Consider the following 13,101-nt stretch of genomic DNA (forward strand, 5'->3'; position numbering starts at 1 on the left):
CATTCCGTTCACGGAGCGCCCCGCCGGTTCCGGGCCGGGCGGCGCGTCCTGTCGGCGGTGCCCCTCCGCACCGCCCTCGTGACCTTGTCCGCGGCGATGCCGCACAGGCGGCGATCACCAGCCTGGCACGGCGGATCCCATTTTTCACCGGCGAGCCGGGATTTGTCCGCCGATCTGATGACTGGAGCGCCAGACGGGCCGATCCGGTGACCTCTTGCCGGGCTAGCGGCCGGGGCCGCGGACCAGGCCGAGCTCGATCGCGGCGAGCACCGCGGAGGTGCGGTCGGAGACCTCGAGCTTGGCGAACACGCGCAGCAGGTGGGTCTTGACCGTGGCCGCCCCGATAAACAACCGCCGCCCGATCTCCGCGTTGGTCATCCCATCGGCGACCAGCTCGAGCACCTCCCGCTCGCGGGCCGACAGCGCGGGCGCCGGCTCGGGCGGGCGCCGCTCGGCCAGGCGGGCGGCCACCGACGGCGCCAGCACGGTGCGGCCCCGCGCGGCGGAGCGGACGGCGGCGGCCAGCTCGGCCCTGGAGACGTCCTTGAGCAGGTAGCCGATGGCCCCCGCGGCGACCGCGCGCTGCACGTCGGCGTCGTCCTCGTAGGTGGTCAGCACGATGATCCGGAAGTCCGCGGCCAGCCGCCTGATCGCGGACAGCCCGTCGCCGCCCGGCATGCGCAGGTCCATCAGGATCACGTCCGGCCGCAGCCGCGGCGCCACGGCGACCGCCTCGTCGCCGGATCCCGCCTCGCCGACCACCTCGATGTCCGGCTCGATGGTCAGCATGCCGTACAGGCCCTCGCGCACGATCGGGTGGTCGTCGACGATCATCACTCCGAGCACGGCAGCTCCACGGCGAGCGTGGCGCCGCGGCCGGGCGCGCTGTCGACCGAGACCGTGCCGCCCAGCCGCGCCACCCGGCTGCGCATCGCGCGCAGCCCGTACCCGCCCGCGTCCGGCTCGAAGCCGCGCCCGTCGTCGGTCACCGACAGCCTGACCCGGTCGCCGTCGAACGCCAGCGTCACCGTGGCCGTGGAGGCGCCCGCGTGCTTGCGCACGTTGGCCAGCCCCTCCTGCGCCGCGCGGACCACGGCTGCCTCCACCTCGCCGCCCAGCCGCGCGGGCGGCCCGCTGACGCGCACCTCGACCGGCAGCTCGAACCCGCCGGCCACCCTCTTGATCGCCTCCTCCAGCGAGGCTCCCGCCAGCGCGGGCGGCGTCAGCGCCGCGATGAGCGCCCGCGTCTCGGCCAGGTTCTCCTTGGCGGTCCGTACGGCCAGCGTCAGGTGCCGGTTGGGTCCCGTGGCGGCCTCGGCGGCCTGTAACAGCATGACGATGCTCGCGAACCCCTGGGCGAGCGTGTCGTGGATGTCGCCGGCCAGCCGTTCGCGCTCTGCCAGCACGCCGGCCTCCTTGCTGACGGCGGCCAGCTCGTCACGGGTGCGGTCGAGCTCGTCGATGAGGCGCGCCCGCTCGGTGTTCTGCTCCGACAGCCGCCCGATGAACGTGCCGAGCAGCGCGGTGATCGACAGCATGATCACCAGTGTGATCGCGACCAGGAGGGGATCGATGCCCTGGCGGAGCATGTCGACGCCGATGGGCGCCGCGAGCAGCGCCGCGATCTGGGCCATGGCCCGCGCCCTGCGCAGCGTCATGAACGTGATCGGCACCAGCGCGGACAGCGCGATCCCCGTCGCCGGGTCGAGCACGTCGGCGGCCGTGAACAGCGCCACAGAAAGCCACGCGAACGGCACGCTGCCGCGCGCCGGGATCGCCTCGGCGCGCACGGCCGCCCGCCCGATCCACAGGTAGGCGGCGGCCAGCAGCAGCAGGGCGGCCACGGCCCCGAACAGGCGCGGCGGCGGGTCCTGGTTCCCGGCGATGGCGACGATCGTGGCCACGAGCACGACCGCGAAGAACGCGTCCCAGTACGGATAGGAGCGCCGCCAGGCGTTCTCGGCCCGTGCGGCGACGGGACTGCCATCCATGATCAGCAGTGTTCCGCTCCCGCTTCGCGGTGTCCACCGATCGGTGGATTGTGGGGCGGCCTGCCGTACACAACAAGAAAACCCCTTCCAGACCTGGAAGGGGTTTCTCGGTGGCTCCCGCGATAGGACTCGAACCTATAACCTGCCGGTTAACAGCCGGCTGCTCTGCCGTTGAGCTACGCGGGATCGTGCTTCTACGCCGCTCAGGCGGCCCCTGGTGGGGCTTCCCGTTCGGCGCAGAAATAGATTAGCGCATGCCGGGAGTGCGTGTCGCATCGTGAGCGGGGTAGGCCCGGAGACAGCGGAGGTGGAAGATGCGTTATCGGATGGCGTTCGCTGCCGGGCTGGTCATCGGCTATGTGCTGGGCAGCAGGGCGGGCCGCGAGCGATACGAGCAGATCAAGCGCGCGGCCAGGCGGGTGGCCGACAGCCCGAGGGTGCAGGAAGCCGCGGGCCTGATGGGCGCGCAGGTGTCGAAGGCGGCCGGGGCGGCCAAGACCAGGGTGGGCGGCGCGCTGCAGCAGCGGATCCCGTTCATGAGGTCGGCCGACCACGAGTCGGGCACGGGCTGGCCAGACGAGGAGAGCAAGCCGGAGGAGCCGAGCATCCCGTACTAGACGCCCATGCTGCGCCGCACTCCTTCGAGTGCCTGTTCCGCCTGGGCACGCAGGCCGGGATCGTCGGGGTCGAGACCGTCGTCGAAGACGAGCGTCCAGCCCAGCACCTCGCCGCCCGGCCTGCGCCTGGCCACCAGCCGGACGCCGCCGCGCCCCGGCAGGTCGACGTGCTTGTTGACCACGATCGTGGCGTTGACGCGCTCACGCACGGTCTCGGGCAGCATGCGCGGCTCGGTCAGCCGCTCGAGGCGGACCTCGCCCGAGGTGGTCAGCACGCGCAGCCCGTCCTCGTCCCAGCCGGCCCTGTCGATCGTCTCGTACGGCACGCGCGTGCCGTCTGCCATGAACAGCGCCAGGTTGGTCGCCACCACGTAGCCGTCCTCCCCCTGGGCGAACGTCAGCACCCGCTCCCCCGGCTCGGTGGCCAGGGACTTACGGACCTCAGCGGGCAGGCGCCGCAGGAAACTCATGGCTCCACGGTATCGGCGAGCAGATCCAGGGTGAGCGCCGCGCTCCAGCTGAAGTCCCTGCAGCCGCGCCCGCTGCCGTCGAAGGGGTCGAAGCACTCGCGGAAGCCGGCCTGCCGTACCAGCCGCAGCGTGCCGTTGGCCAGTTGCTGGCCGAGGGCCACGCGGTCGTGGACGGCCGCGGCCCTGCGCAGCAGCCAGTTGGTGTTCACCCAGGACGGGCCGCGCCAGTAGCGGGTGCGGTCGAACTGGGCGGCGCGGATCTCGCAGCTGGGCACCGGGTAGCCGGTGGCGCCCATGAAGCGGGCCGACTCCAGGATGTCGATGGCCGCGCTGACCCGGTCGCTGGGCAGCCCCGGATCCAGCAGCGGGCCGAACCCGCCCACGGTGCAGACCTTGATGAGGTGGTCGGCGCGCAGGTCGCGGGCGTAGAAGCAGCCGTCCCACAGCCGCTCGAGCAGCGCGTGCCTGATGCGCTCTGCCTGCTCGAGGTGCGGCACGGGGTCGGCGCCCGCCACCGGCGCGAGCTCGGCCATCGCCTGGCAGGAGGCCAGCCAGATCCCGTTGAACATCGGGTCCTCGATGGCGAACGGATGCTCGTCGCGCAGGTACTCGGGCCGGTATCCGGAGTTGCGATAGGCCAGGGCGAGCCAGACGTAGCGGTCGTGGTCGCTGTCGGGATGGCGTTGTTCCAGGTCGACGTTGCGGTAGCCGTACCGGGTCTCGGGCACGGCGGCCAGGGGCTGGTCCCAGGCGGGGCTGTCGTCCATGCCCGACTCCCAGGGGTGCACGATCGCCGCCAGCCCCGCACCGCCCAGATCGCGGGCGGTGGACAGGTAGGCGTGCTGCGCGCTGAGGGCCGGGTAGACCTGCCTGACCAGGTCGGCGTCGCCCGCGTGCCGCCACAGCCACCAGATGGCCAGCGCGTGCAGCGGCGGCGCGGTCAGGCCCGAGGTGAGCACGCCGCGCGGCGCGGCCTCGTGGTCCTGCGAACGCCAGACGGACGGTCCGGGGAAGTAGGCCTCGGGGGTGTGGAAGACGATGTGCGGCACCATGCCGGTCGACCACTGCCCGTTCAGCAGGCTGAGCAGCTCGGCCCTGGCCCGGTCGGGCCGGTGCCTGGCCAGCCCGATCGCCACGAACGCCGAGTCCCAGCTCCACTGGTGGGGGTAGAGGCCGGGCGCGGGCACAGTGGCGGTCCCCGTCCAGTTCGCCTCGAGCACGGACAGCGCCTCGCGCCCGAGCGCGGCATCGTCGACCGCTGGCCGCGCCTCCATCAACCCACTATGCGCCCCGTCGTCCTATAGCGCTACGTTCGGGCCCACTTCGACAGGAGCATGACGCCGAAGACCACGGCACCGATGATGAGCCCCCACTTGAGGAGCGTGAAGGCGAACCCCACGAGGGGGCCGACGAGGATGAAGGCGGCGATGATCGCGGCGATGATCAGAAGAATGCGTCCCATGGCTATGACGTTACGAGATCGTTTAAGCCAATTGCAGGTGATACAGGGTTGAATCAGGGACAAGTCAGGGCTCCCCCTTACCCCGGCAGGAACCAACCCGCCATGCTTGCCGTTAAGCCGAGTGAATCGGGCCAAGGGGGACCCTTCTCACGGGGAGTGTGATGGGCCAGGGACCACCAATGAGCAGGGAAGGCGCCGAATATGCCCTGCGCGCACGCGCCGACGAGCGCGACAGGATCTCCGGCGACCTGCTCGACCTTGAGTCGCACACCACCTACCAGCTACTCAAGGGCTCGAACTTACGGGGAGCCACCCAGCAGCGCTGGGTGGCGGCACAGGCGGCGCTGGCCACCCTGTGGGGCCTCTACGACGCCTACCGGTCCGTCTTACGCGACGCCGAGCAGATCAGGGCCGGCCGCGGCAGGCTGGGCGCGGACGAGCTGGCCGAGCTGACCGCGCTGCTGGCCGGGCGCTCGGTGGTGCTGAAGGCCGCCGCCAAGCCGGTCGAGCAGCGCTCACTGCTGCCGGAGGCCGACGAGCGGCTGACCATGGACGAGACCGTGACCCGGATGGACGCCGCCTTCCGCGAGGTCACCGCCACCCTCACCGACATCGACGCGGCGTGGAACGCCTGCCTGCCCCGCCTGGATGACGCCGACGCCCAGCTGCGCGCCATCCACGACCTGCAGGTGGAGCTGGGCGAGAGTCTCGACCTGACCCAGGTCGAGACCGACCTCAAGCGCCTGCGCGGCGGCGCGATCGAAGACCCCCTCGGTTCCCCGCCCTCCGCGGCCGAACTCGACCGCATCGCCCGCCTCCTGTCCGGCTCCCGCACCGACCTGGAGCGCGCGCTGCAGGTCAAGCGCGAGTACGGCAGGCGCCGCGAGGACCTGGTGGCCGCGCTCGACCGGGTCCGGGCGGCCGAGAGCGAGGCACGGCTGGCCCACGGCCAGGTCGTCGCCAAGATCGCGCTACCGCCGCAGGCCTCACCCAGGAGCCGCGCCGAGGACCTGGCCGGCCGGCTCGACGCGCTCGATCTCTCGGCCGACACTTGGCTGAACAGGTCGAGCCGGCTGACGGCGCTCGAAGGCGACACGGCCCAGGCGCTGCAGCAGGCCCAGGCCACCGCCAGAGCGCTGTACGGCCTGGTGAGCAGGCGTGACGAGCTGCGCGGGCGGCTCGACGCCACCCAGGCGATGGCCGTGCGGCGGGGGCGGGCCGAGGACCGCGCCGCCGTCCAGGCTTATGAGCAGGCCAGGGTGCTGTTGTGGAGCGCCCCCTGCGACCTCACGAGGGCGGCCGACGCCGTCGACCTTTACCAGCGTGCTATCCACGGAGGTGGGCGATGACCCGCTGCGCGCAGCCCGGATGCACCGGGACGATCGAGGACGGCTACTGCGACCTCTGCGGCGCCGCTGCCGCTTCCCCGGCACCCCAGGCTCAGCCATCCGGCGGCCAGGTGCCTTTCCAGACCGGGCAGGTGATGCCCCCACCCTCGCAGACAGGTCCCCCGTCACCGGACACCTCGCCGGTGAGCAGGGGCATGAGCACCCCGCTCAGCCGGCCGATGACAGCCCCCACGAGCAGCAACCGGTCCCGGGCCGGCGTGCTCGGCGACTCGTTGGACGACCTGCCGCCGATCCCCTACCGCGACCCGTCGACCGCGGTGCTGGCCAACCCCGAGGTGCCCGAGGACAAGCGCTTCTGCGCCAATCCCGCCTGCGGCAAGCCCGTCGGCCGTTCCCGCAGCGGGCGGCCTGGCCTGCCCGAGGGGTTCTGCCCGCACTGCCGTACCCAGTTCTCCTTCACCCCCAAGCTCGGTAAGGACGACCTGGTCGCCGCCCAGTACCGGGTGCTGGGCTGCCTGGCGCACGGCGGGCTCGGCTGGATCTACCTGGCCGCCGACGAGAACCTGGACGGCCGCTGGGTGGTGCTCAAGGGCCTGCTCAACACCGCCGACGCCGAGGCGCTGGCCGCGGCGGAGGCCGAGCGGCGCTTCCTGACCACGGTCGACCATCCCAACATCGTCAAGATCTTCAACTTCCAGCGCTCGGCCGGGCTCGGCTACATCGTCATGGAGTACGTCGGCGGCCAGTCGCTGCACGAGCTGCGCCGCCAGGGTCCGATCCCGCTGCGCGAGACGCTCATGTACGGCCGCGAGATCCTGCGCGCCTTCGGCTACCTGCACGAGCAGGGCCTGGTCTACTGCGACCTCAAACCGGCCAACGTGATCCGGGTCGGCAAGCGGCTCAGGCTCATCGACCTGGGCGCCGTGCAGCGCATCGGGTCGCCTCCCGGCACCTCGTGGGCCACGGTCGGCTACCACGCTCCCGAGCTGGACACCATGCCGTCCTCGGTGGCCTCCGACCTGTACACGGTGGGGCGGACGCTGGCCGTACTGGCCATCCAGAACTTCAGCCCGGCCAAGAGCGGGCAGGCGGTGCCGCTGCCGCAGGACTGCGGGAACGAGTCGTTCGCCAGGCTGCTGCGCAGGGCGACCGCGCACGATCCGAACCTCAGGTTCGCCAGCGCGCTGGACATGGAGGACCAGCTCGTCGGCGTGTTGCGGGAGGTCAGCGCGATCGCGGACGGCGTGCCGTACCCGGCGCAGTCGCGGCTGTTCGGGCCCGAGCGGCTGGCCGCGGGGGCGGCGCTGTCGCAGGACACCGGCCGGGTGTTCGACGCGCTGGATCCGCTGGCGGCGGCCAGGGCGTTGCCGGTGCCGCTGATGGACCCGCTCGACCCGGCCGCCGGCGCGCTGGCCGGGCTGGTGGGGCGCGACCCCGTCCAGCTGATCGCCCAGGTGAGCGGGATGCCGCAGACGCCCGAGACCATGCTGACCAAGATCCGCCTCATGGCCGAGCAGGGCGGCGACCAGGGCCCGGCCACCGCCCAGGCCCTGGATCAGGCCGAGCAGGCGATCGGCGGCGACTGGCGCCTCAGCTGGTACCGCGGCGTGCACGCGCTGACCAGCGGCAACGCGGGGCAGGCCGTGCAGTACTTCGACGCCTGCTTCTCGATGCTGCCGGGCGAGCTCGCGCCCAAGCTGGCCCTGGCCTTCGCGCTGGAGTGCGCGGGCCAGGACCCCTCGCCCTGGTACATCACCGTGTGGCGCACCGACCGCTCCTTCGTCAGCGCCGCCTTCGGCCTGGCCAGGACGGGCCGGGTCGCGGTGCTCAACGAGGTGCCGTCCTCCTCCAGCCACCGGGTGCCCGCCGACATGGCGCTGGTGGCCTCCATCGCCCGCCACCACGCGGTCGACCGGGTCAAGCCGGAGCAGCTCATCGACGCCGCCGACCGCCTGGACGACCTGGTCGAGGTGGCGCCGCGCCGGCGCGAGTCGCTCACGGCCGAGCTGCTCGAGGCCGCGCTGCGCTGGCTGGCGGCCGGCAACCAGCCCGCCAACGGCATGAGCCTGGCCGGCGCCCCGCTCACCGACGCGGGCATGCGCAGACAGCTGGAGGCGACCCTGCGCAGGCTCGCCGCCTCGGCCGACACCCGCCAGGAGAAGCACGTGCTCGTCAACCGCGCCAACGCCATTCGACCCAGGACCTGGATATGAAATGTCCCGTGTGCGAGACCCCGGTCGTGACCGGGGACTCCTTCTGCGAGGCCTGCGGCCACCCCCTGGGCGCCCCGGCCTGTACGGCGTGCGGCGCCCCGGCCGTGGACGCCGACGGCTACTGCGAGCGCTGCGGCGTCCGCCAGCCGACCGGGCGTGACCACTCCGTGCTGGAACTGGAGGGCGGCGCGGCCGGGGTGACCGACCGCGGCCTGCGCCGCAGCCGCAACGAGGACGCCATGGCCCTGCTGGCGGCCGACGGCGCGATCATCACCGTGGTCTGCGACGGGGTGGGCAGCTCGCCCCGCGCCGACCAGGCCTCCGCGGCGGCGGTCGCCACGGCCTCGGCCGCGCTGGCCGACGGGTCGTCGCAGGAGAAGGCCTTCGAGCTGGCAGGCCAGGCGGTCAACGCGCTGGCCACCTCCATCGACGACGCGCCGGCCTGCACCTACGTCTCCGCCGTGGTCACCGCCGAACAGATCACGCTCGGCTGGGCCGGCGACACCAGGGCCTACTGGCTGCCCGACGGGACGCTGCTCACCGAGGACGACGCCGTTCCGACCGGCGAGATCACCGCATGGCTCGGCGCCGACTCCGGCGACGTCGAGCTGCGGACTCGCACGCTCGCACCGAAGCAGCCAGGACTGCTGCTCGTGTGCAGCGACGGCCTGTGGCGCTACCTCAACGGCTATCCCTTCCCCGCATCCGACAACCCCATGGACCTGGCTCGCGTGCTGCTGCGCCACGCGCTCGACTCCGGCGGCCAAGACAACGTGACCATCGTCCTGATCCCCTTTGGAGGCTCGCATGGGTGACCAGCCCACGTTCACGCTCCACATCGACCAGAACAAGTACCTCCCGCTGGACGGGCGCGAGGTGCACGCCATCCTCACGATCTCCTCCACGGGACAGGTGACCACCATGTCTTCGGCGCCGTCCGAGGCGGCCGAGGTCATCGTCATCGACACCTCCGGCTCGATGAGCGGCAGCAAGATCAGGGAAGCCCGGCAGGCCGCGGCCACGGCCGTGCAGACTCTGCGCGACGGCGTGCACTTCGCGGTGATCGCCGGGACCGACACCGCCAAGGTCGTCTACCCCCGCGGCAACCAGCTGGTGCGGGCCTCGGCGGCCACCAGGGCCGAGGCCCAGCAGGCGATCGGGCGGCTGAACGCCAACGGCGGCACCTCGATGGGCCAGTGGCTGCTGCTCGCGCAGAACCTGCTGTCGACCCAGCCGGGCGCGATCAAGCACGCCGTCCTGATGACCGACGGGCAGAACAACGAGGGTCCCGAGCGCTTCGCCGCGGCGCTGGCACACTGCGAGGGCCACTTCACCTGCGACAGCCTGGGCGTGGGAGCCGACTGGGTGCCCGCCGAGCTGCGCAAGGTGGCCGACGCGCTGCTCGGCACCTTCGACTTCGTACGCGACCAGGGCGACCTGGCCGCCTTCTTCCAGAAGATCACCCAGACGTCGATGTCGAAGACCGTGGCCGAGCTGGCGATGCGGATCTGGGTCCCGCAGACGGCCACGCTGAAGTTCGTCAAGCAGGTCTCCCCCACGCTGCTCGACCTGACCGGCAAGCGCACCGACGTCAACCCGCTCACCGGCGACTACCCGACCGGCTCGTGGGGCACCGAGGAACGCGAGTACCACCTGTGCGTGGAGGTGCCGCCAGGCCAGATCGCCCAGGAGATCAGGGCGGGGTGGGTCAAGCTGGTGCTGCCCGACACCCAGGAGGTCTTCGCCAGCGGCAACGTCCTGGCCCAGTGGACCGACGACCTGGCCCAGTCCACCCAGCTCAACCGCAAGGTCGCCCACTACACCGGCCAGGCCGAGCTGCACGAGCTCATCCAGGACGGCCTCAGCGCCCGCGCCGCCGGCGATGTCGACACCGCCACCGCCCGCCTGGCCAAGGCCAAGCAGCTGGCCCAGGAGTCCGGACGCGAGGACACCGCCCGGCTGCTCGACAAGGTCGTCGAGGTCGATCCCGGCACCGGCACCGCCAGGCTGCGCCGCGACGTGGACAAGAACGACGAGATCGAGCTCGACACCGGCTCGGTCCGCACCAGCCGGCTGCGCAAGAACGAGGAGGGCAGCTGATGGCGACCTGCCCACAGGGCCACCCGTCGGGTTCCGACGACTACTGCGACGTGTGCGGCGCCCAGATCGGCGGGGCGCCCGCTCCGCAGGCGAGCACGCCTCCCCCGGCCGACGTGGAGCTTTGTCCGGTATGCCAGACGCCGCGCGCGGGCCAGTTCTGCGAGGTGTGCGGCCACGACTTCACCGGCGCGGGCGCGCCGATCCAGCTGCCCACGGTGGGGGCGCGCTGGGAGGCCGTCACGGCCGCCGACCGCACCTACTACGAGAAGATCGTCACTGAGGGCGGGCCTGACGCCGCGGCCATGCAGTTCCCGCACTACTGTCCGGAACGTTCCTTCGCGCTGGCGGGTCCCGAGGTCCGCATCGGGCGGCGGAGCAAGGCGCGCGGGCTGCAGCCGGAGATCGACCTGACCGGGCCGCCCGAGGATCCCGGTGTGTCGCATCTGCACGCCGTACTGCTCGAGCAGCCTGACGGATCGTGGCTGCTGGTCGACCCGGGCTCGGCCAACGGCACCCAGATCAACGGCCGCCAGCTCCCGATCAACCAGCCCGTGCCCGTCGGGCCTGGCGACCGCATCCACCTGGGCGCGTGGACGGTCATCACGATCCGCGAGGGGACGCCATGACCATGGTGCAGGCCGCGCCGCCGGCCCCGGTGGAGGTCCGGCGCAGCGTCCCCGGCCGCATCCGCGTCATCACCGGCGTGAGCGTGCTCGCGCTCGCGCTGCTGTTCTCCGCGCTGGCCGTGGGCAGCTCCAACGCCCGCGAGGGGCTGCGGGTGATCGGCCGCGACTCGGGGCCGCAGGTCGTCGCCACCGCCGGGCTCTACCTGGGCCTGAGCGACATGGACACGCAGGTGGCCGACGCGCTGCTGATGGGCAGGGACTACGGCAAGCAGCGCGCAGACGCCGTAGCCCGCTACGAGCAGCGGCGCTCGGAGGCCAACCAGGCGCTGCTCAAGGCGTTCCAGCTGTCGGGCGACAACCCGGCGGGACGGCGGACCGTCCAGTCCGTGCTCGACTCGCTCGGCCGCTACGAGCGGCTGGCCGGACAGGCGCTGCTGCTCGACCAGCAGGCCAACCACCCGGCGGGCGCGCCGCCGGCCAAGGTGGTGCAGGTCTACCGGCAGGCCACGGACCTGATGAAGATGGTCCTGCTGCCCCAGGCCTACAACCTGACCCTGGAGAGCGGCACGATCGTGCGGCGCACCTACGACGACAAGAGCGCCACGATCCCGCTCGTGCGCTTCGCCGTCGTGGTGGCCGGGCTGCTGGCGCTGGGCTGCCTGGTGTGGCTGCAGCTGTACCTGTCGCGGCGCTTCCGCCGCGTGTTCGGTCTCGCGCTGCTGGCGGCCACCGTGGTGACGCTGGTCGCGCTGGTGGCCGGGGTGAGCGTGCTGGGCAAGGAGGAGCAGGACCTGCGCACCGCCAAGGTGGACGGGTTCGACTCGGTGCTCACGCTGGCCAAGGCCAGGGCGATCAGCAACAGCCTGCACGGCGACCAGAGCCGCTACCTGCTGGACAATCGCCGCGCCGACACCTACGAGCACACCTTCCTCGACAAGTCGCAGACCGTGGTCTACCTGCCCGCCACGAACCTGGACACCTACCAGGCGAAGGTGGCCGCCGGGTCCAAGGACTACCAGGGCCTGCTGGGGGCGCAGCTCGGCGAGCCGGGCGGCAGGAACGTCCTGGACACCTACGGGCGCTTCGAGGAGTCCGACCGCGCCTTCAGGCAGCTCGCGCTGGCCGGGCAGGCCGGCCAGGCCGTCTCCGAGCGGCTCACCCAGGTCGACGCCGGCTTCCAGGCCTTCGACGACGCGATGCTGTCGCTGGCCGCTCAGCATCAGAAGGTGTTCGAGGAGGCCAGCGCGTCGGGCGAGAACGCGCTCGACACCCTGTGGCGGCTGCTCCCCTTCGCGATCGGGGCGATCGGGCTGCTGGTCGCCGCCGGGGTCTGGCCACGGCTGAAGGAGTACCGATGAAGCGTCTGCTCCCCACCCTGCTCGTCCTGGTCTCCCTCGTCGCGGCGGGCTGCGGGAGCGGGTCGCCGGAGACCATCGTGGGCAAGGAGAAGCTGATCGTCGGCGTACGGCCGGACCTGCCGCTGATCGGCGTCAAGAAGAAGGACGGCACCTTCGAGGGGTTCGACGTCGACGTGGCCCGCTACCTCGGCAAGAAGCTGGGCACCGAGATCGAGTTCACCCCCGTGCTGGCCGCGCAGCGGGAGTCGGCGCTGACCTCCGGCAAGGTGGACATGGTGCTCGCCTCCTACACCATCAGCCAGGACCGCAAGGCGAAGGTGCTGTTCGGCGGGCCGTACATCATCGCCTACCAGGACCTGCTGGTCCGCAAGGACGAGACCGGCATCGACAACGTGCGTGACCTGAAGGGCCGCAGGATCTGCCAGGTCAAGGGGTCGAACGCGGCCCAGCGCGTGATCGAGGAGCGCAGGGTGCAGGCGCAGGTGGTGCCCGTCGCCGACTACAACACCTGCGTGCAGATGCTGAAGTCCTCCCAGCTGGACGTCATCACCACCGACGACGTCATCCTGGCCGGGCTGGCCGCGACCAACGACGGGCTGAAGCTCGTCAACGCCAAGTTCAACGAGCAGCGCACGGGGATCGGGCTGCGTAAGACGGACGTCGAGGGCTGCGAGGCGGTCAACCGGGCGATCACCGACATGTACCAGGACGGTACGGCGGCCCGCCTCCTGCACCGCTGGTTCGACGCGGCCGGCCTGTCCCTCACCACCATCGCCGTCCCCCAGTTCGAGGGCTGCTCCTAGCGATGCCCCGAGGCGGGCCGTTCCCCCGGCCCGCCTCCGGCTTCTTTTCCTGTACGGCAGGCCGCACCACCCGCCGCCCGCCGTACTCCGGCTGAGGGCCCGTGACCGGCGC

Annotated in this window: 13 protein-coding genes and 1 tRNA gene; 8 read left to right on the top strand and 6 right to left on the bottom strand. The window is 71.9% G+C overall.

The window, feature by feature from the left end; genetic code table 11:
- Positions 1 to 222: 222 nt before the first annotated feature.
- The 3 genes from ACIBHX_RS29085 to ACIBHX_RS29095 form a co-directional block, all read right to left on the bottom strand.
- On the bottom strand, positions 223 to 846 hold the full coding sequence (locus ACIBHX_RS29085) for a response regulator (RefSeq protein WP_397070472.1): 624 nt from the start codon (positions 844 to 846) through the stop codon (positions 223 to 225).
- Complete coding sequence (locus ACIBHX_RS29090) at positions 834 to 1,991, bottom strand: sensor histidine kinase (RefSeq protein ID WP_397070473.1); 1,158 nt, start codon at positions 1,989 to 1,991, stop codon at positions 834 to 836. The genes ACIBHX_RS29085 and ACIBHX_RS29090 overlap by 13 nt, the downstream gene beginning before the upstream one ends.
- 111 nt (positions 1,992 to 2,102) lie before the next feature.
- Positions 2,103 to 2,177: transfer RNA gene (locus tag ACIBHX_RS29095), tRNA-Asn, on the bottom strand.
- Positions 2,178 to 2,305: 128 nt separating this feature from the next.
- Here ACIBHX_RS29095 and ACIBHX_RS29100 point away from each other — a divergent pair.
- Positions 2,306 to 2,608: a YtxH domain-containing protein gene (locus tag ACIBHX_RS29100; protein ID WP_397070474.1), complete on the top strand. Its 303-nt coding sequence runs from the start codon at positions 2,306 to 2,308 to the stop codon at positions 2,606 to 2,608.
- Here ACIBHX_RS29100 and ACIBHX_RS29105 read toward each other — a convergent pair.
- Genes ACIBHX_RS29105 through ACIBHX_RS29115 form a run of 3 tightly spaced genes read right to left on the bottom strand, consistent with a single transcriptional unit; the run spans position 2,605 to position 4,540 of the window.
- The gene (locus ACIBHX_RS29105) at positions 2,605 to 3,078 is read right to left on the bottom strand and encodes a hypothetical protein (RefSeq protein ID WP_397070475.1); all 474 of its coding nucleotides are present in this window, start codon (positions 3,076 to 3,078) and stop codon (positions 2,605 to 2,607) included. The genes ACIBHX_RS29100 and ACIBHX_RS29105 overlap by 4 nt on opposite strands.
- The gene (locus ACIBHX_RS29110) at positions 3,075 to 4,352 is read right to left on the bottom strand and encodes an amylo-alpha-1,6-glucosidase (RefSeq protein WP_397070476.1); all 1,278 of its coding nucleotides are present in this window, start codon (positions 4,350 to 4,352) and stop codon (positions 3,075 to 3,077) included. Before ACIBHX_RS29110 ends, ACIBHX_RS29105 begins: the two co-directional genes overlap by 4 nt.
- Positions 4,353 to 4,384: 32 nt before the next feature.
- Positions 4,385 to 4,540 carry a hypothetical protein gene (locus ACIBHX_RS29115; protein ID WP_397070477.1) on the bottom strand — a complete coding sequence of 52 codons (156 nt, stop codon included), beginning with the start codon at positions 4,538 to 4,540 and terminating at the stop codon, positions 4,385 to 4,387.
- A gap of 179 nt (positions 4,541 to 4,719) precedes the next feature.
- On the opposite strand from ACIBHX_RS29115, the gene ACIBHX_RS29120 reads away from it, so the two are divergent.
- The 7 genes from ACIBHX_RS29120 to ACIBHX_RS29150 are packed head-to-tail and all read left to right on the top strand — an operon-like array spanning position 4,720 to position 12,989.
- Entirely contained in the window at positions 4,720 to 5,889 is a 1,170-nt protein-coding gene (locus ACIBHX_RS29120) for a hypothetical protein (RefSeq protein ID WP_397070478.1), read from the top strand.
- Positions 5,886 to 8,102, top strand: coding sequence for a tetratricopeptide repeat protein (locus ACIBHX_RS29125; protein WP_397070479.1), 2,217 nt, complete (start codon positions 5,886 to 5,888; stop codon positions 8,100 to 8,102). The genes ACIBHX_RS29120 and ACIBHX_RS29125 overlap by 4 nt, the downstream gene beginning before the upstream one ends.
- A gap of 8 nt (positions 8,103 to 8,110) precedes the next feature.
- Positions 8,111 to 8,917 carry a PP2C family serine/threonine-protein phosphatase gene (locus ACIBHX_RS29130; protein WP_397070480.1) on the top strand — a complete coding sequence of 269 codons (807 nt, stop codon included), beginning with the start codon at positions 8,111 to 8,113 and terminating at the stop codon, positions 8,915 to 8,917.
- The gene (locus ACIBHX_RS29135) at positions 8,910 to 10,202 is read left to right on the top strand and encodes a VWA domain-containing protein (RefSeq protein ID WP_397070482.1); all 1,293 of its coding nucleotides are present in this window, start codon (positions 8,910 to 8,912) and stop codon (positions 10,200 to 10,202) included. Before ACIBHX_RS29130 ends, ACIBHX_RS29135 begins: the two co-directional genes overlap by 8 nt.
- Complete coding sequence (locus ACIBHX_RS29140; protein WP_397070483.1) at positions 10,202 to 10,828, top strand: FHA domain-containing protein; 627 nt, start codon at positions 10,202 to 10,204, stop codon at positions 10,826 to 10,828. Before ACIBHX_RS29135 ends, ACIBHX_RS29140 begins: the two co-directional genes overlap by 1 nt.
- Complete coding sequence (locus ACIBHX_RS29145) at positions 10,825 to 12,186, top strand: hypothetical protein (protein ID WP_397070484.1); 1,362 nt, start codon at positions 10,825 to 10,827, stop codon at positions 12,184 to 12,186. The genes ACIBHX_RS29140 and ACIBHX_RS29145 overlap by 4 nt, the downstream gene beginning before the upstream one ends.
- On the top strand, positions 12,183 to 12,989 hold the full coding sequence (locus ACIBHX_RS29150; RefSeq protein WP_397070485.1) for a glutamate ABC transporter substrate-binding protein: 807 nt from the start codon (positions 12,183 to 12,185) through the stop codon (positions 12,987 to 12,989). Before ACIBHX_RS29145 ends, ACIBHX_RS29150 begins: the two co-directional genes overlap by 4 nt.
- Positions 12,990 to 13,101: the final 112 nt, after the last annotated feature.

Source organism: Nonomuraea sp. NPDC050536 (genome assembly GCF_044457685.1).
GTDB lineage: Bacteria > Actinomycetota > Actinomycetes > Streptosporangiales > Streptosporangiaceae > Nonomuraea.